Annotated in this window: 11 protein-coding genes; 3 read left to right on the top strand and 8 right to left on the bottom strand. The window is 70.8% G+C overall.

Features of this window, described 5'->3' with window-relative positions:
* Positions 1–80 precede the first annotated feature (80 nt).
* Together ABEA43_RS30090 and ABEA43_RS30085 are read left to right on the top strand one after the other, a co-directional pair.
* Entirely contained in the window at positions 81–743 is a 663-nt protein-coding gene (locus ABEA43_RS30090) for a TetR/AcrR family transcriptional regulator (protein ID WP_345567004.1), read from the top strand.
* Between the two features lie 169 nt (positions 744–912).
* Entirely contained in the window at positions 913–2,523 is a 1,611-nt protein-coding gene (locus ABEA43_RS30085; RefSeq protein ID WP_345567002.1) for a cellulase family glycosylhydrolase, read from the top strand.
* Here the strand turns inward: ABEA43_RS30085 and ABEA43_RS30080 are convergent.
* Together ABEA43_RS30080 and ABEA43_RS30075 are read right to left on the bottom strand one after the other, a co-directional pair.
* A complete protein-coding gene (locus tag ABEA43_RS30080; protein WP_345567000.1) occupies positions 2,520–3,737 on the bottom strand; it encodes a LysR family transcriptional regulator in 1,218 nt (405 codons plus the stop codon). The genes ABEA43_RS30085 and ABEA43_RS30080 overlap by 4 nt on opposite strands.
* Entirely contained in the window at positions 3,734–4,429 is a 696-nt protein-coding gene (locus ABEA43_RS30075) for a CTP synthase C-terminal region-related (seleno)protein (protein WP_345566998.1), read from the bottom strand. Before ABEA43_RS30075 ends, ABEA43_RS30080 begins: the two co-directional genes overlap by 4 nt.
* A gap of 122 nt (positions 4,430–4,551) precedes the next feature.
* Between ABEA43_RS30075 and ABEA43_RS30070 the strand changes: the two genes are divergently transcribed.
* Positions 4,552–5,373, top strand: a complete 822-nt coding sequence (locus ABEA43_RS30070; RefSeq protein WP_345566996.1) for an isocitrate lyase/PEP mutase family protein — start codon at positions 4,552–4,554, stop codon at positions 5,371–5,373.
* A 59-nt stretch (positions 5,374–5,432) separates the two neighbouring features.
* Here ABEA43_RS30070 and ABEA43_RS30065 read toward each other — a convergent pair whose 3' ends face one another.
* From ABEA43_RS30065 to ABEA43_RS30040, 6 genes are all read right to left on the bottom strand, one after another.
* Positions 5,433–7,532 (bottom strand): sensor histidine kinase, encoded by a 2,100-nt coding sequence (locus ABEA43_RS30065; RefSeq protein ID WP_345566994.1) that lies wholly within the window; start codon positions 7,530–7,532, stop codon positions 5,433–5,435.
* A gap of 209 nt (positions 7,533–7,741) precedes the next feature.
* Entirely contained in the window at positions 7,742–11,743 is a 4,002-nt protein-coding gene (locus tag ABEA43_RS30060) for an Ig-like domain-containing protein (RefSeq protein WP_345566992.1), read from the bottom strand.
* A 9-nt stretch (positions 11,744–11,752) separates the two neighbouring features.
* Positions 11,753–13,585 (bottom strand): glycoside hydrolase family 127 protein, encoded by a 1,833-nt coding sequence (locus tag ABEA43_RS30055; protein ID WP_345566991.1) that lies wholly within the window; start codon positions 13,583–13,585, stop codon positions 11,753–11,755.
* Positions 13,578–14,342 (bottom strand): carbohydrate ABC transporter permease, encoded by a 765-nt coding sequence (locus tag ABEA43_RS30050; RefSeq protein ID WP_345566990.1) that lies wholly within the window; start codon positions 14,340–14,342, stop codon positions 13,578–13,580. The genes ABEA43_RS30055 and ABEA43_RS30050 overlap by 8 nt, the downstream gene beginning before the upstream one ends.
* Complete coding sequence (locus tag ABEA43_RS30045) at positions 14,339–15,253, bottom strand: carbohydrate ABC transporter permease (RefSeq protein ID WP_345566989.1); 915 nt, start codon at positions 15,251–15,253, stop codon at positions 14,339–14,341. The genes ABEA43_RS30050 and ABEA43_RS30045 overlap by 4 nt, the downstream gene beginning before the upstream one ends.
* On the bottom strand, positions 15,250–16,521 hold the full coding sequence (locus tag ABEA43_RS30040) for an ABC transporter substrate-binding protein (protein ID WP_345566987.1): 1,272 nt from the start codon (positions 16,519–16,521) through the stop codon (positions 15,250–15,252). Before ABEA43_RS30040 ends, ABEA43_RS30045 begins: the two co-directional genes overlap by 4 nt.
* Positions 16,522–16,589: the final 68 nt, after the last annotated feature.

The raw sequence follows: 16,589 nt of genomic DNA, 5'->3' as shown, positions 1-16,589 counted from the left end.
CGAGAGCGACGCTAACAGAACAGCGTTCCCTTAACAAGAGACCGTTGTTTCGTTAAGGTCCGCCGGTATGCTGGGGCGACATGACTCGGTCGGCATTTGTCCGGGCCAGAAGGCCGGAACACAAGCAGCAGCGGCGCGAGGCGATCCTCGCCGCCGCTCGTGAGCTCGCCCGCGCCTCGGGTGTGCGCAACGTGAGCCTGGGTGCGGTCGCGGATGCCGTCGGACTGGCGAAGTCCAACATCGTGCGCTATTTCGGGACACGCGAGGAGATCTACCTCATTCTGGCCGCCGAGGAGTGGCAGCAGTGGGGTGCGGCGATCGACGAGCGGCTGGTCGACCACGGCGGCATCGACGCGGTGGTGATCGCCCTGTCGGAGACGCTCGTCGACCGGCCGCTGCTCTGCGACCTGCTCGCCAGCGCCGCGACCAGCCTGGAGCACAACGTGTCGGTCGAGGCGGTCCGCACGTTCAAGCGCGGCATCCACGAGGTGATCGGCAAGGTGGGCGCGCGGGTCGCACAGGTCACCGAGCTGACCGAGGCCGAATCGGTGGAGCTGGTCTCCGCCGCGACCGGCCTGGCCAGCCTGCTCTACCCCGTCGCGCATCCGTCCGCGGCACTCGCCGAGGCCTATGCCCAGGACCCCGAGCTCGCCGCCGCCTGCCCCAAGTTCCTGCCCACTCTCGTACGCACGCTCAGCGTGCTCGCCGCCGGCCTGCCGGCGATCAGGCCTCCCGGCCGCTGAAACTTTCACCGGGCTCGCGTATTCCCGGCCCGCCGTCTTCCCACGTGGGACCGGTCCCGCCGCCCGCGCGCGCGGGGCGTGCCCGCACCCGGCTGTACACGGGGGCCGAATCCGAAGAGCATGCGGTGTACATAACCGGTTAATCGCCCTTTCAGGGAAAGGTCATCCCATGAGAAAGCGACTCGGGTTCGTGGCGGCGGCGCTCCTGTCGCTCCTCGTCCCGATGCTCATCGCGGCCGCGCCCGCGCACGCCGCGGTCGGGCTCCGCGTCAGCGGCGCCAGGATCGTGGAGGCGAACGGGAACGCGTTCGTCATGCGCGGCGTCAGTCACGCGCACACCTGGTACGCCAGCCAGACGGGCTCCTTCGCCGCCATCAAGGCCCTGCGGGCCAACACGGTGCGCGTGGTGCTCAGCGGCGGCAGATGGCCGGCCAACGGGACCGCCGACGTGGCCAACGTCGTCTCGCTCTGCAGGCAGAACCGGTTAATATGCGTGCTCGAAAACCACGACACCACCGGGTACGGCGAGCAGAGCGGCGCGTACACGCTCGACCAGGCGGTCACCTACTGGAGCAGCGTCAGGAGCGCGCTCACCGGCACCGAGGACTTCATCGTCGTCAACCTCGGCAACGAGCCGTACGGCAACAACTCCGTCTCCGCCTGGACCAGCGCGACGACGAGCGCCATCAGCCGGATGCGCGGCCTGGGCTTCCAGCACCTGCTGATGGTGGACGCGCCCAACTGGGGCCAGGACTGGCAGTTCACCATGCGGGACAACGCCCGGGCGGTGTTCAACGCGGACACCCAGCGCAACACGGTGTTCTCCATCCACATGTACGGGGTCTTCGACACGGCCGCGGAGATCACCGCCTACCTCAACGCGTTCCAGACCGCCGGCCTGCCACTGGTGATCGGGGAGTTCGGCCACAACCACTCCGACGGGAACCCGGACGAGGACACGATCATGGCCCAGGCGCAGTCGCGCGGCGTCGGCTACATCGGCTGGTCGTGGAGCGGCAACGGCGGCGGGGTCGAATATCTCGACATGGTCACCAATTTCAACGCCGCCAGCCTGACCTCGTGGGGGCAGCGGATCTTCAACGGCGCCAACGGCATCGTGCAGACCTCGCGTGAGGCGACGTTCTTCGGCGGCGGAGGCACCGACACCACCGCGCCGACCACCCCCGGCACGCCGTCGGCCGCCGGCGTGACCTCCTCCGGCGCCACGCTCTCCTGGACGGCCTCGACCGACTCCGGCGGATCGGGGCTGGCGGGCTACAACGTCTACCGCGAGCAGGGGGCCACCGACCCGCTGCTCGGCCAGAGCACCACCGGCTCCGTCACGCTGACCGGCCTGAGCCCCTCCACCCAGTACCAGGTCTACGTACGGGCCCGCGACGGCGCGAACAACCTGTCGGGCAACTCGGCCACCGTCACGTTCACCACCACCGCGGGCGGCGGCGGGGGCGGCGGCTGCACGGCGGCCGGCACCGTCCAGAACCAGTGGAGCGGCGGCTACATCCTCCAGCCCGTCACCGTCACCAACACCGGCTCGTCGGCGACCACGGGGTGGACGGTCACGTTCACACTGCCCGCCGGCCACGCGATCACCGGCTCCTGGAACGCCACGCTGACCACGAGCGGGCAGACGGTCACGGCACGGAGCATGGGCTACAACGGGCCACTCGCACCCGGCGCCTCGGCCGGCTTCGGCTTCCAGGCCGGACGGCCCGCCGGCGACACGTCCACCGCCGCCTCCTACACCTGCACCACCTCCTAACCTCCACCCCCACCGGCCCCACCAACCGCCCCAGCGGTGGGGCCGGTGGGGGGTGTGGCGACGCGTCCGGTGCTCGCTGGAGCAGCGGGACCGGTGCTCGCTGGAGCAGCGGAACCGGCGGCCGGTGCGGAGCCGGTGGTCGGTGGGGCGGCGAGACCGGTGGGCTCACCGCCAATCAGCTCGGTGGCCAGGGCGGCGAAGGCGATGGCGGCGGGTAGCGGGTCCTCGGGGAGGGCGAGCAGGATCGTCCGCTCCGCCGCCGGGTCCAGGGGGATCGCGGCGACGCCCGCGTGGTGGGCGGGCAGCGACAGCTCCGGCATGATGCTCACGCCGAGGCCCTCCGCGACCATGGCGAGGATGCTGTTGGTGTCGCGGACGCGGTAGTGACAGCGCAGGCTCACCCCGGCCGCCCGCGCCAGCGCCATGATCAGCGGCTCGCAGCCACCCGTCGACATGACGAACGGGTGGCGGGCCAGATCGCTGATCGAGACGGCCGAGCAGACGGCCAGGTCGTGCCCGCTCGGCACGATGGCCAGCAGTCGATCCCTGGCCAGCGGCGACGTCACCAGGCCCACCCCGGCGGACGAAGCGGCCGGGCCGACGGCGATCCTGGCCGCAGATCCTGTGACAGGGCCAGCGGCGGTCCCGGACGCGAAGCCGGGGGCGGCCCCGGAGTCCGTCACGGGGCCGAAACCAGGGGCGGTCCCAGGGTCGAAGCCGGAGGCGGCCACCGGGGCGGTCGTGGGGCCGAAGCCGGAGGCGGCTACGGGAGCCGTCACGGTGGCGAGGTCGGCGGCGCCGGTGCTGAGCCATTCGAGGACCTCCTGGTCAGAGCCCTCGATCACGGTGAGCCGCACCCGCGGGTGCGCCGCCCCGAACGCCCGCAGGATCCGGGGCAGCAGCCGGGCGTTGGCGCTGGGGATGACGCCGACGCGCAGGCTGCCGCCGTCCTGCCCGCGCGCCCCCGCCACCTCCTGCTCCAGCGCCTCCACCTGGGTGAGGATGAGGGCGGCCCGCCGGTACACGGCCTGCCCTGCGGAGGTCAGGCGCACCCCGTGGTTGCCCCTGATGAGCAGGGTGAGCCCGAGCTCGGCCTCCAGCGCCCGCAGCGCGTGGCTGACCGCCGACTGCGTGGTGGCCAGCTCCTCAGCGGCCCGCGTCATGCTGCCCGCACGCGCCACCGCCCGCAGGATCCTGAGCTGGGTGAACGTCACAGCGCCGCCCGCAGCAGCCCGATGACCAGCGGGTGCGGGCTCCCGGGCGACGATCGCGCCTGCGGGACGTAGAGGGTGGCCAGGTAGTACGGGTGGCCGGGCACCTCCAGCACCCTCGCCTCCCCGTCGGCGTCCACGCCGGTCACGAGCAGGCCGCCGTCGTGCAGGGTCTGCCGGCGGGCGGGGTCGATGCCGAAGTTGCAGTAGTACTGCTCCTCGGTCTCGGTCTGCCCGTAGAGCGCGGCGGCCCGGGAGCCGGGCGTGAGGGCGACGGGCATGGTCTTGCCCGCGAGGGAGCAGGTCAGCTCCGAGACGAACAGGCTCGACGCGTAGGGGTCGTACTCGGCGTGCTGGGCGTCCTCGAACCCGAGCACGTGGCGCGCGTACTCGATCACCATGTGCTGGCAGCCGCCGCACGTCCCCAGGGTGGGGACGCCCTGCTCACGGCCGTGCCGGAGCGCGGCGAGCGCCCCGGCCATGCTCCGGTACGGGCTGCCCGGCGCGCACCACAGCACGTCGGCGGCGCGTACCTCGGACAGGTCGGCTTCGAGCGGCTCGGTGGCCAGCCACCGGATCTCCACCCCGGCCCCCAGGTACGCAGCGGCGTGCCGCAGGGCGTCGTCGGTGGCCACGTGCGGCGCGAACGTCTTGTCATAGTCGCCGACCACCGCGACGTTCAGCGAACGGTTCATGCGCCCACTATGCGGACAGCCCGGACCTGAGCGCCAATGCGTAACCACTCCACCGGCATGAGCGATTGCTCATGTCCGAATCTGGCCAGCCAGTGCGGGGTCGCGCCTGGTGGGATACATCCATGAGCACACACCAGGACAAAGCCCTGCTATTCCGTTCCCTGCATGTGCCCGGCCGACCGCTGTTGCTGCCCAACGCCTGGGACGCCGCCAGTGCCCGCGTCGCCGAGGACGCCGGGGCGACCGCGATCGCCACCACCAGCGCCGGGGTGGCGTGGAGCCTCGGCTCGCCGGACGGCGAGCTGCTCGGCCGTGAGGCCGCTCTCGCGCTGGTCGCCCGCGTGGTGGCGGCCGTGGACGCGCCGGTGAGCGCGGACGTCGAGAGCGGGTTCGGCGACGATCCCGAGGGGGTCGCCGCGACCGTGCGGGGCGTGATCGAGGCCGGGGCGGTCGGGGTCAATGTGGAGGACGCGCACCGTGGCGGGCCCGCTCCGCTGCGGACCGTGGCGGACCAGGCGGCCCGGCTGGCGGCGGCCCGTGCGGCGGCGGACGAGAGCGGGATCTCGCTGTTCCTCAACGCGCGGATCGACGTTCATCTCGGCGGCTCCGGGGATCTCGGGGAGACGCTGGAGCGGGCCGTCGCCTACGTCGAGGCGGGCGCTGACGGGGTCTTCGTGCCGGGCCTGCTCGATCTGGCGGCGATCGCGACGGTCGTGGGCAAGGTGCAGGCGCCGGTGAACGTTCTCGCCGGGCCGGGCGCTCCCGACGTCGCGGCCCTGGCCGGAGCGGGGGTCGCTCGGGTCAGCCTGGGGTCCGCCGTCGCGCAGGCCGCCTACGCCGTGGCCCGGCGCGCGACCGCGGAGCTGCTCGGCGCGGGGACGTACGGGTCGGTGGCGGACGCGCTCGACTACGGCGAGCTCAACGCCCTGCTGGCCCGCCCCTGAGCCCGCCCCCAGCCCGTTCAACGCCCTGCTGGCCCGCCCCTGAGCCCGCCCCTCGGCGGTCAGCGGTCAGCGGGCTCGGTGTCCCAGCGGTCCTGTCCGTCCGGGGCGGTGGCGTCCGGGGGGAGGGCGGTCAGGAGGGGGAGCATGACCTCGACGCGGGTCCCCGCGCCCGGCTCGCCGCTCACCACGCAGATCCCGCCCAGCTCCGCCGCCCGCTCGCGCATCGACCCGAGGCCCACGCCCGCGCGATGCGACTCGGGCAGCCCCTTGCCGTCGTCGGCGACGAGCACGCGCAGCACCGACCGCTCCCGCTGGATGGCGATCCGGGCGGAGGAGGCAGCGGCGTGCCGCCGGATGTTGGTGAGCGCCTCCTGGACGATCCGGTAGACCGCCACCTCGACGGCCGCGGGCAGCTCCGACAGGCTGCCCTCGACCTCCACCTGCACGTCCGTGTCCGGTGACGACTGCCCGGCCAGCTCACGTACGGCGCGAGCGAGGCCGAGGTCGTCGAGCGCGGGCGGGCGCAGGCCGTACACGAGCTCGCGGATGTCCCCCGTGACCGTGCTCATGCCCGCGTGCAGCTCTCTCAGCAGCTCGTCGGCGGTGTCGGGCGAGTTCTTCAGCCTGATGCGGGCCATGTTGATGGTCATCGCCATGGCCGACAGGGTCTGGCCGAGCCCGTCATGGAGGTCTCTGCGCAGGCGGCGGCGTTCTTCCTCCCTGGTGGTCAGGATGCGTTCCCTGGAGCGCTGCAGGTCGGCGGCCATCCGCACCGCGTGCGCCACGTCCGCCGCGTACGGCGTGAGCGTGGCCAGCACCCGCTCGTTGTGCGCGGCCGGGAAGCGGCGCGGGCCCGGCGCGCCGACGAGCAGGCGGCCGACCCGCTCCCCGTGCCAGATCAGCGGCACCTCGCGCGGTTCGGCGCCCACCCGGCCGTTCTCGACGTAACGGGGCTCGCCGTCGGCCACCTCCACGGCCACGCCCTCGACCGCCAGCCCGTCGCGCAGCACGCTCACGACCGAGGTCAGCGCCTTGGCCGGGTCGCCGCGGCGGACCGCCTGGGTCAGGCGCTCGGCGAGCACGCCGGGGTCGCCGACGGCCCCGTACAGGAGCCGGTCCACGGCCCGCTGCAACGCGCGCCGCAGCGGCTGGAAGAACGCCCCGGCGAACAGGGCGGCGGCCACGCCCGCCACCTGGTCGTAGCCGGCGACCACCAGGCCGGACAGCGTGCCGGCGCCGAAGTAGACGGCGCTGACCACGACCACCACGCCGGCGGCCACGAACGCCCGGCTGATCACCGTGTCGATGCCGTAGAGCCGGTAGCGCATCACCGAGAACGCCATCGCGGCCGGGATGAGCGCGGCCCAGGCGATCGCCAGCCACATGAGCTCGGGCAGGAAGGAGCCCGCGACCAGGAACACGATGTACCCGGAGAACGCGAACAGCGGCCAGCCGATCTGCCGCCGCACCACCCCGTCGGCCCGCCGCAGCCGCGTCGCCAGCGACAGCGCCGCCAGGGCCATCGCCGCGTAGATGCCCATCCAGGTCGCCGTCATGACCGTCTCGCGGTACGGCTCAAAGGCCGTGATCTGAAACGGGTTCGGGATGATCGCGGGGTAGGGATAGCCGGCGGTCGGCGGCGGCATGCGTACCAGCACGCCCAGGAACTGGGCCGTGATCGCGCCGACCCCCAGCCACAGGGCGGGCCGCCAGCGGCGCGAGGGCAGCCGGCCGTCCGGCGAGTAGAGCGGCAGCAGCATCGTGAGCGTGACCCCGCACACCGCCCACCCCGCCTGGATCGGCAGGCGCAGGTAGCCCGCCACGAGGAGGTCGCCGTCGGCGGCCACGCGGAACATCATCGCCTGCGCGAAGTCGCTGATCGCGGCCGCGAGACCGCCTGCGCTCATGAGCCAGGCCATGTTCAGCCGGGGGCGGTGGAAGATGAGGAAGGCCCCGACCGCGGGGAACGTCAGGGTGACGGCCGTCTGCGGGCTCGCGGTCCGCTCAGGCGTCCACTCGGCGGGCAGCCCGGCCCAGATCAGCATCGCGGCCACGCCCAGGATCGGCGAGGCCACCGCCATGACGAGGGCGCAGATCCGCGCGGGCGACAGTTTTCCTGCTAACTTGGCAGTCCCGGTGATCTCGGCGAATCCAGCCATCGTGCTCTCTCCGCCCCTCAGCTCCCGGCACTCCTCCCGATGAACAGGATTATGACCCTTCTATCGGGATAAATCCGTCCGTCGTTTCCGGGACGTTACCGCCGCCTCGCCCAAAAGCCCCGCATACCTCGGCGAAAGCTTTCGTCCAAAAGCCCCAAAACCCCAGAAGCCTCCTGCCCCGGCCGGGGCAGGAGGCTTCTGTACGGGTCCTACTCGACGGTGACCGTGGCCTTGGCCGCGACGGTCGTGCCCGTCACGTGCCCGCTCACCGAGAAGGCACCCGGCTGCGCGTACTGATCAGGACTGACGGCGTCCCAGGTGACGGGCACCGCGCTGTCCTTGGACCCGTCGTTGTACGTCGCCACCACCGTCCCCGGCAGCGCGGGAGCGACCCCGGCCCGCGTCGTGACCGGCTCCTCGGCGATCGAGGTGATGGTCACGGCCGCGGTGGTCCGCACGTACACGGTCGCCTGGGCGGGCTGGCGGACGCCCTCGGCGAGCCCGGCGACCGTGAAGCTGGTGCCCCCGGTCGCGACCTGGCCGGCCGTCACCTGCTGCCAGGTCACGGCGGCCGAGCCCCGGGTGCCGTCCGCGTACCGGGTCTCGACCGTGGCGGGCAGCTTGGGCAGGGTGCCGGCCACGGTGGGCACGTGCACGGGGCGCACCGAGTCCGGCGGCACCGCGTACGCCTTCCACTCCAGCAACCCGACCGACGCCCCGCCGGACTCAAGCTGGATCCGCAGCTTCGAGGTCGTCACGGTCTCGAACGAGACGGTGTTGTAGGCGTCCACCGCCTTCGGATAGGCGGCGGCTCCGCCGACGTCCTCGAACGAGTCGCCGTCCCACCGCTGGATCTTCCACGAGGCCGGGACGCGGACGCCGCCCTCGTCGTCGAAGAAGTACACGTCCGCCTTGTTCACCCGCACGGGAGCGGGCCATTCAAGCTGCACCCACTGCGTGCCCTGCTGCGGCCAGGTGCCCCAGCGCGGGTTGGCGCCGTCGTTGGAGCGCGGCGGGTCGATGCCGTCGTTGACGGCGGCGACCTTCTCCCACGGCGAGGTGTAGGAGGCGGTGGCCGTGGCATAGGGGGCCACGTTCGCCTGCTCGCCCTGCGCGCCCGCGGTGACGGACACGGTCGCGGCGGTGCTGCGCTCGCCGTCGGAGGCGGTCAGCCGCAGCCGGTACGCGCCCGGCTCGCTGAACGAGACCACCGTGCTCGTGCCGGTCGGGTCGGTGAAGAAGGCCTCGCCCGGCCCGTCCGCCTTGGCCCACTGGGTGGTGAGCCGGCCCGACGGCAGCCCGTCGTCCTTGACCACGGCGTCGACGCGGGCCTGTCCCGGACGGCTGAACGCGGGATCGGGCACGGCCAGCACGTACGGCGCCTTGTTGGCCGCGGACGGCGGCCTGACCCCGGTCGAGTAGGCCTGCACCTCCTTCAGCCCGGTCGCGTAGCCAGGACGATGGGTGACGAGCACGCGCAGCTTCTGCGCGGTGATGGCGGGGAAGCGCACCTCGTTGAGGTTCGCCCGGGGGTAGACCGGCTCCCTGGCCTGCTTGGGCACGTCCTTCCAGGCCGCGCCGTCGAGATACTGCACCGAGTAGAACGCGGGCTCGCTGTACCCCGCCGCTTTGCGGTCGTTGGAGAAGTACAGGTTGAGCCGGTCCACCGGCCGGGCGGAGCCGAGATCGACCTCCAGCCAGTCCTGCGGCTTGCCCGACCCCTTGCTCCCCCAGTACGGCTCGTTGATCGTGAACCCGTCGGCCGCGCCCGCCGCGTCGCCGTGGGAGGCGGTGGCCGACGTGACCAGGTTCTGGCGGGTGGAGCGGAGATCGACCCCGGCCTTCTGGAAGAGGTCCTCGATGCGGTCGCCCGTCAGCTTGACCTCGGCGGGCGCCTTCACCGACCTGGCCGCCTCCGCGTGCACGACCTGCCCGCCCTCGACCCGGCCCGTCGCCGGGTCCCAGACGGCGTGCGCCAGCCCGGACAGGGTGACCTTGCGCTTGCCGTCGATCAGGATCGAGTAGCCCTCGGGCACCCCGGCGTAGTGCCTGGTCCCGTCGCCCGGCTTGTCCCAGACGATGGTCAGGTCGTCGCCGCGGTAGTTGACGCCGTTGACGCTGAAGTGGTCCCAGCCGATGTCCACCGGCCACAGCTCGACCTTGCCGTCAGAGCGCGGGCGCAGGCCCATGACGTCCTCGATCATCGTCCAGTTGCTGCTGCCCAGGATGGTGTGGTGGATCCAGGAGCGGTAGTCGATGGTCTTGGTCGCCGGGTTCCAGTTGGCCCAGAACTCGTTGGCGTCGGGGTAGCGGGTGTCGCCGCCGACGTACTGGGACCAGGCGTTCCAGTACAGGAGCTGCTTGTACTGCTCGGCCGTGATGTACGGCGACTGGTACTGCCGCAGGGCCTTGGAGAAGAACGCGAAGTTCCGGGTCGAGTTGATCTGCGAGAAGTTGTTGGAGCCCGGGTTGCCGGCCGCGGCCGCCTCGGCCTTGTCCTTCTGGTTGGCGGTGTACGCCGGAAATATCGGATATTCCGCAGGGTCGGCCCACAGGCGGAGCGCCTCCCGATATTTCGGGTCATCGGTGGGGACCAGGCCGGTGGCGTACGGGATGTAGTTGTTCGACTCCTTCCACGGGATCAGGTTGCCCGTCTGGAGGTCGCGGTGCTTGAACAGCTTGTTCTGCTCGTCCCAGAGCAGGGTGAGGATGCCGTTCTTCACCTTGTCGGCCACCCCGCGCAGCTCGGCGGCCTTGGCCGCGTCGCCCGCCAGCTCGTACGCCTGCGCCGCCGCGGTCGCGTTCGCGTAGACGTAGGCGCCTTCGAGCCGCTCGTTGGCCCGGTCGTAGTAGTGGAACGACACCGCGTCGGCGTCGTTGCCGGTCATCGCCTCCCAGTCGTACTCGATGACGCCGTTGTCGTTCGAGTCGTAGGCGGCGAGCTGCCCGTACACGTCCTTCTCGGCGTAGCGGGCCAGGTTGCGCAGGATCGACGGCTGGCCGCCGTGGATCTGGTAGCTCTCCAGGGCCGCGGCCGAGATGTACTGGGTGTAGCTGTTCGACCAGTTCTCCGGATCGCCCGGGTTGTCGGTGTACTTCGCGTTGCGCGACACCTCGCCCGCCGACACCCACGGCCCGTAGGAGTAGATCGGGTTCCGCAGGTACTTCAGGTCCTGCACGAACATCGGCACGGTCAGCACGATCGCGTTGTTGTAGCCCAGCGCCCCCTCCACCGAGGTCGGGAACTGGAAGTCGTTGCCCGGGATGTCGGCGTCCAGGAAGTTGAAGCGCATGAGCCACCAGCGGTAGTACACGAACTTCTTGATGTTCTCGTCGGGCACGTCGATGTAGGGCAGGTTCTCGGCCCACCAGGCGTTGTAGTCCTGGAGCTGCCGCCGCAGCGCCTGCTGGGGCGAGCGGCCCTTGTAGCCGTCATACTCCGGGCGCGAGCCGGTCAGCTCCTCGGTGACGAAGCCCATCTGCACCTTGGCCCGCACGGTCTTGCCCGGCTCGACCGTCACCGAGCCCTTCAGCGCGCCTTCCGCGACCTTCAGGCCGTCGCCGCTGAGCCGGGGGAAGATCGTGGTCAGCTTGTTCTTGGCGGCCACGACGCCGGTCAGCTCGCGGTCCCCGTCGGCCGTTCTGGCGTAGGGGGAGGTCACGGTGATCGGCACGGTCGCGGCGGACGCGCCCGTGTTGGTGATCTCCAGGACCGTCACGGCCGTGTTCTCGTGGGTGATGAACTTCTTCACCCCGACCGCGAGCCCGCCGCCCGCGTACTGGCCGGTCCAGTGGCTGGGCATCTGCAGCCGCTTGGAGACGTCCTCGGTGAGGTCGGAGCCCAGGGAGATCTCGTACGCGTCCCTGTTGTCGATGCTCTCCCAGTAGGCCACGCTCCCGCCGAACCCGATGACCGACGGATCGTGCTCCTTCATGAACAGCGCCCGCCCGCGCGACATCATCCACGTGCCCGCGGGGTCGTCGCCCGGCCTGGCCAGCATGCGGTCGATCCAGTACGAATCGCCGCCCTTCTCCTTCTTGTAGATCTCCGCCATCATCTTGCGCGGGTGGTATCCCACGGGCTCGGCGGGCACCGGATCGGCCCCGGTGAACACCGGCAGGCCGAGGTCGTCCTGAGCCGCGTATGCGGGCGTCACGGCCAGCGAGGCTGTGAGCGCTAACACGGCTAAGCACACCAGCGGTTTACGCACGTACGTCTCCTAGATCGGTAGCCAGACACGCATGGTCGCGGGGCCGCGGTTGCCCCATCGGTGGTAGGGGACGAGCCGCACCGTGGTGTCCGCGCCGTCCTCGTGATCCGCGGCGGCGGGCTCGTACGGCCAGCCGCCGTTGACGCCGGCGCCGATCGACGCCGCCACCTCCAGCTCGACCACGCCGTCCGCCTCGTGCTCGACGGGCGGCTCGATCCGCGCGGTCACCTCGCCGAGCGGCGGCTCGTCCGCCACGGACTCCGCGCAGTAGACCAGCGGCCCGCGCTCGACCGCGGCGGTGCTCCGCAGCGCGTCGATGCGCCGGTCGGGGAACGTCCACCGCGGCCGCATGGGCAGCTCCAGCCGGATCTCGTCACCGGCCCGCCACGGCCCGTCGACGTGGGCGTACCCGGGGCTGACGGGCCGGATGACGGGACCGTCGGGCAGCGGCGAGTCCTGGGAGGAGACCGGGACATGCGCGAGCGTCGCGTCCGAGGCCCAGGCGGGGACGCGCAGGCCGATGCGTCCCTCGCCGTCGGCCAGGACGCGCACGCTGACCGAGCCGGTCCACGGGTAGCCGGTCTCCACCCGTACCGCGAGGCCCTCGTGCCGGATCTCCGCGGGCGTGAGGTGGTGGATGACGATCCCGTCCCGCGTCGCGGCGGCCACGTAGGCGGGCAGGGAGGCGAGCGTGCGGGCGATGTTGTTCGGGCAGCAGGACACGTCGAACCAGGGCGAGCGCAGCCCGCCCTCGGCGGCGTGGTTGACGCCTTCGAGCGGCACCGCGGGCACCCGCACCTGCAGCGGGTTGGCGTAGAAGAACGAGCGCCCGTCCAGCGCGACGCCCGTGGCCAGCATGTTGTACAGCGTGCGCTCGGTCAGGTCGGCGTACCGGACGTCGCCGGTGGCCAGCAGCAGCCGGTGCGCGAGCATGATGGAGGCGATGCTCGCGCAGGTCTCGTTGTAGGCCCGGTCCGGCGGCAGCTCGTAGTCCTCACCGAACGACTCGTCGGCATGCCTCGAGCCCATGCCGCCGGTCAGGTGCGTACGCCGCGCGACGGTCCGCTCCCACTGGGACTCGACCGTCTTCAGGAGCTCCTGGTCCCCGGTCTCGACCGCCACGTCCACCACGCCGGAGGCCAGGTAGAGCGCGCGCACCGCGTGCCCGCGGAACACCTGCGCCTGCCTGATCGGCAGGTCGTCCTGGTAGTAGGCGCGGCCGAAGGGGATGTCGCCGAGCGCGGGCAGGCCGCGCCGCTCGACGAAGCGGCGGGCCATCTCCAGGTAGCGCTCGGTCCCGGTGACGCGGTAGAGCTCGACGAGCGCCATCTCGGCCACGGGGTGCCCGCAGGTCTCGTTGCCCTCCATGAACCGGCGGCAGACGTGATCCGCGGCCTTGACGGCGACCTGGGTGAGCACGTCCTCGCCGTGCATGCGCAGCCGGGCGACCCCGGCCTGGATGAGGTGGCCGTAGCAGTAGAGCTCGTGCCCCCACTCGAAGTCGGTGTAGCGGCTGCCGGACCAGCGGGTGTTGAGGTAGCCGTCGCCCTCCTGGGCCTTCGCCACGGTCTCGGCCAGCGCGGTCAGCCCGGGGTGGCCGGCCCAGGACATGGCCTCCAGCAGCTTGTAGATCTCCGAGTCGCTGAACTCCCGCCCCCTCCTGGGCCGCTCGCCCCTGAAGTTGCCGATCCAGCCTTCTCGTTCCTCCCACTCCTGGCAGTGGGCGATCGTGACCTCGCTGTTGAGCGCGATCCGGTCGCCCCAGAAACCGGGTGAGAGGCGTACCGCGTCTAGGCCGAGGGGGGACAGGACGCCCGATGAGGGCAGGACAGGATTAGCCACGCAGAGCTCCTGACATGAATCCGCGCACGTAGTGGCGCTGCAGCACGATGAAGAGAATGAGACAGGGGATGGCCATGACCATGACGCCGGACTGGAGCATGCCGTAGTCGATCGCCCCGAACGTGTGCTGCGTCATGCTGACCACGGCGACCGGCAGGGTGAACGACGCGCCGTCGTTGAGCAGGATGAGCGGCGCGAAGAAGTCGTTCCAGGAGGCGAGGAACGCGAACAGGCCCACCGTGATCAGTGCGGGCCGCACCGCGGCCAGCAGGATCTTGGAGAACGCCTTGAACGTCCCGCATCCGTCGACCAGCGCGGCCTCCTCCAGCTCGCGCGGCACCGACTCGAACGCGTTGCGCATCATGAACAGCGCGAACGGAAGCTGGAACATCACGAACACCAGCGACAGCCCGAGCAGCGAATTCTGCAGGCCGATGTAGCCCAGCAGGACGTAGAGCGGGATCAGGATCGTCGCGTACGGCACCATGAGGATCGCCAGCGTGGCCAGGAACAACAGGTTCTTGCCCGGGAAGTCGAAGCGGGCGAAGCCGTAGCCGCCGAGCGCGGAGACGATCAGGGTGCCCGCCACCGTCATGCCCGACACCAGCACGCTGTTGGTCGCGTACGTGCCGACGCCCTCGCCGAAGCTGGCCATCTCCAGGTAGTTCGAGGGCTCCTCCAGCGAGGCGTACCCACTCCACAGCAGCGGGAAGAGGAACAGCACCGCCAGGGCAGAAAGGGTGACATAGCGCTTCATCGCAGCCTCCGCATCATCAGCGTGTTCAGGCCGACGAGGGCCACGAGCAGCACGACCGAGAGCGCCGCCGCGCCGCCGAGGTCGAAGCGGAAGAACGCGTCACGGTAGACGACCATCACCATCGAGACCGTGCTGTTGTCCGGACCGCCGTTGGTGAAGACGAAGAACTGGTCGAAGGCCAGCAGCGAGCCCGTGACGCTGAGGATGAGCATCAGCGCCAGCGTCGGGCGCAGCAGCGGCAGCGTGATCTTGGTGAAGATCTGCCACCGGTTCGCACCGTCGCTCTTGGCCGCCTCGTAGACCTCGGTCGGGATCGCCTGCAGGCCGGTCAGCAGGATGAGCATGTTGAAGCCGGCGAAGCGCCACAGCACCAGCGTGATCGTGGAGAACAGCGCCATGTTCGGCGTGCCGATCCACTTGACCGGCTCGCTGGTGATGCCGAGCGACTGCAGCATGGGGTCGATGGGGCCGAAGTCGTTGTTCAGCATCCCGTAGAACAGCAGCCCGGCGGCGGCGAAGCCCACGGCGCCCGGCAGGAAGAACGCGGTCCTGAAGAAGCCGATGCCGCGACCGCGATCCTGCACCAGCAGCGCCAGGCCGAGCGCCACGCCGGACAGCAGGACGGTGGTGATGGCGGTGTACTTCAGCGTGAACAGGACCGCGTCGATGAAGAGCGGGTTGTCAGCGATCTTGAGATAGTTGGCGGGGGCGTTGAAGGAGGCCGGGCCGAGCAGCGGCCAGCGGTTCAGCGACATCCAGCCGACCAGCACCAGGGGCGCGATGAACAGCACGCCCACGATGACGGCCGTCGGGGCCGCGTACAGCCAGCCCTGGACCTTCCTGCTCCGCCACCGGGCGGACGGCGCGGAGTGCGCCGGCCGCCGCCCGGATCGCGTGATCGTCAGGGTCATTGCTGCAGGGACTTCGTGATTTCGGTGTTGAGCTGGGGAACCTTCGCGGCGTCGCCGAACACGGCCTCGCGCGCCAGGCGCAGCCACGGGCCCTGCGGGTCGTTGAAGGTCTGGCCGAAGCGCAGCGCGAACGGCGTCTGGCCCTTGGCCACCAGCGAGTTGATCAGGACCACGCGCGGGTCCTCCGAGGAGTACTTGTTGCTGGCCAGGTCGGTGCGCGCGAGCACGTCCTTGTTCTTGGCCATGACCTCCACCTGGGCGTCGTCGGAGACCGTCCAGGACAGGAACTCCCAGGCCGCGTCCGGGTTCTTGCTGGTGGCGGAGATGCCGACGGAGTCGCCGCCGACGAACGTCGACTCGCCGCCGTCGGGACCGGCGATCGGGGTGACGCCGATCTTCATGTCCTTGGGCATCAGGCCGAGCGTGGTGGAGGGCATCGGCATGACGCCGATCTCGCCCTTGGGGAAGAACCCGGTCCAGGTCGGGCCCTGCTCCTCCTTGGCCGTCGGGCCCGTCGCCTTCTTGGCGTACAGGTCGTGGTAGACCTTGAACACGTCGGTCATCGCGGGCTGGTCGTTGAGCGAGGTGGTGCCCTCGGCGTTCATGACCTGCGCGCCCGCGGCCCAGACCGAGGGCCAGAAGGTGAAGACGTAGCAGCCGCCGCAGTTGCCGCCGAAGAAGGTGCCGTGCACCTTGCCGTCCTTGCCGAGCTTGTCCTGGATCGTGGTGGCCTGCTCGGCGAACTCCTTCAGCGTCTTCGGCCCCTTCTCGGGGTCCAGCCCGGCCTTGGCGTAGAGGTCCTTGTTCCAGAACCAGACCGACAGGTCGAGCGTGTGCGGGAGCGTGTACTGACGTCCGTCGAGCGTGCCCAGCTTCATGTGCGAGGGTGCGAGGCTGTCCTTGTACGGCAGCGCCGCGACGCGCTCGGAGACGTCCATGAACAGGCCCTGGGAGGTGTAGTTCGGGACGAAGATGACGTCGGCCGCGAAGACGTCGGGGAGCTGCTTGGCGCCGGCCGCCGCGGCGATGCGCGGCTGGTAGTTGTCGGTCGGGATGACGGTGAGCTTCACCTGGTTCTTGTGACTGCTGTTGTAGGCCGCGACCAGCCGCTCGCTCTGCGTCTGGGTGGCCGCACGGGTCCACATGGTGATCGTCACGGGACCGTTCGCCGGCGGCGTGCTGCCCCCGCTGCCGCCGCCGCTGCCGCAGGCCGCCGCTGTGAGCGCTAACACACCGAGTAGGGAGATCCCGGCCAGCCTTCGTCTCATGATGTGCTCCTGGACTTAAAGGTTTTCGGAAACGTAGAAGAAACAAGAGCCCATGTCAATGGGTGCTA

Origin of the sequence: Nonomuraea rosea (assembly GCF_039539705.1) — a bacterium.
Classification (GTDB): Bacteria; Actinomycetota; Actinomycetes; order Streptosporangiales; family Streptosporangiaceae; genus Nonomuraea; species Nonomuraea rosea.
The sequence above is the reverse complement of the archived record's forward strand: the minus strand, read 5'-3'. Positions and strand labels throughout refer to the sequence as shown.

Coding starts and splice junctions, on each gene's coding strand:
- ABEA43_RS30045 (WP_345566989.1), bottom strand. CDS start 15,253: ATGACCCTGACGATCACGCGATCCGGGCGGCGGCCGGCGCACTCCGCG.
- ABEA43_RS30070 (WP_345566996.1), top strand. CDS start 4,552: ATGAGCACACACCAGGACAAAGCCCTGCTATTCCGTTCCCTGCATGTG.
- ABEA43_RS30065 (WP_345566994.1), bottom strand. CDS start 7,532: ATGGCTGGATTCGCCGAGATCACCGGGACTGCCAAGTTAGCAGGAAAA.
- ABEA43_RS30085 (WP_345567002.1), top strand. CDS start 913: ATGAGAAAGCGACTCGGGTTCGTGGCGGCGGCGCTCCTGTCGCTCCTC.
- ABEA43_RS30050 (WP_345566990.1), bottom strand. CDS start 14,342: ATGAAGCGCTATGTCACCCTTTCTGCCCTGGCGGTGCTGTTCCTCTTC.
- ABEA43_RS30075 (WP_345566998.1), bottom strand. CDS start 4,429: ATGAACCGTTCGCTGAACGTCGCGGTGGTCGGCGACTATGACAAGACG.
- ABEA43_RS30090 (WP_345567004.1), top strand. CDS start 81: ATGACTCGGTCGGCATTTGTCCGGGCCAGAAGGCCGGAACACAAGCAG.
- ABEA43_RS30040 (WP_345566987.1), bottom strand. CDS start 16,521: ATGAGACGAAGGCTGGCCGGGATCTCCCTACTCGGTGTGTTAGCGCTC.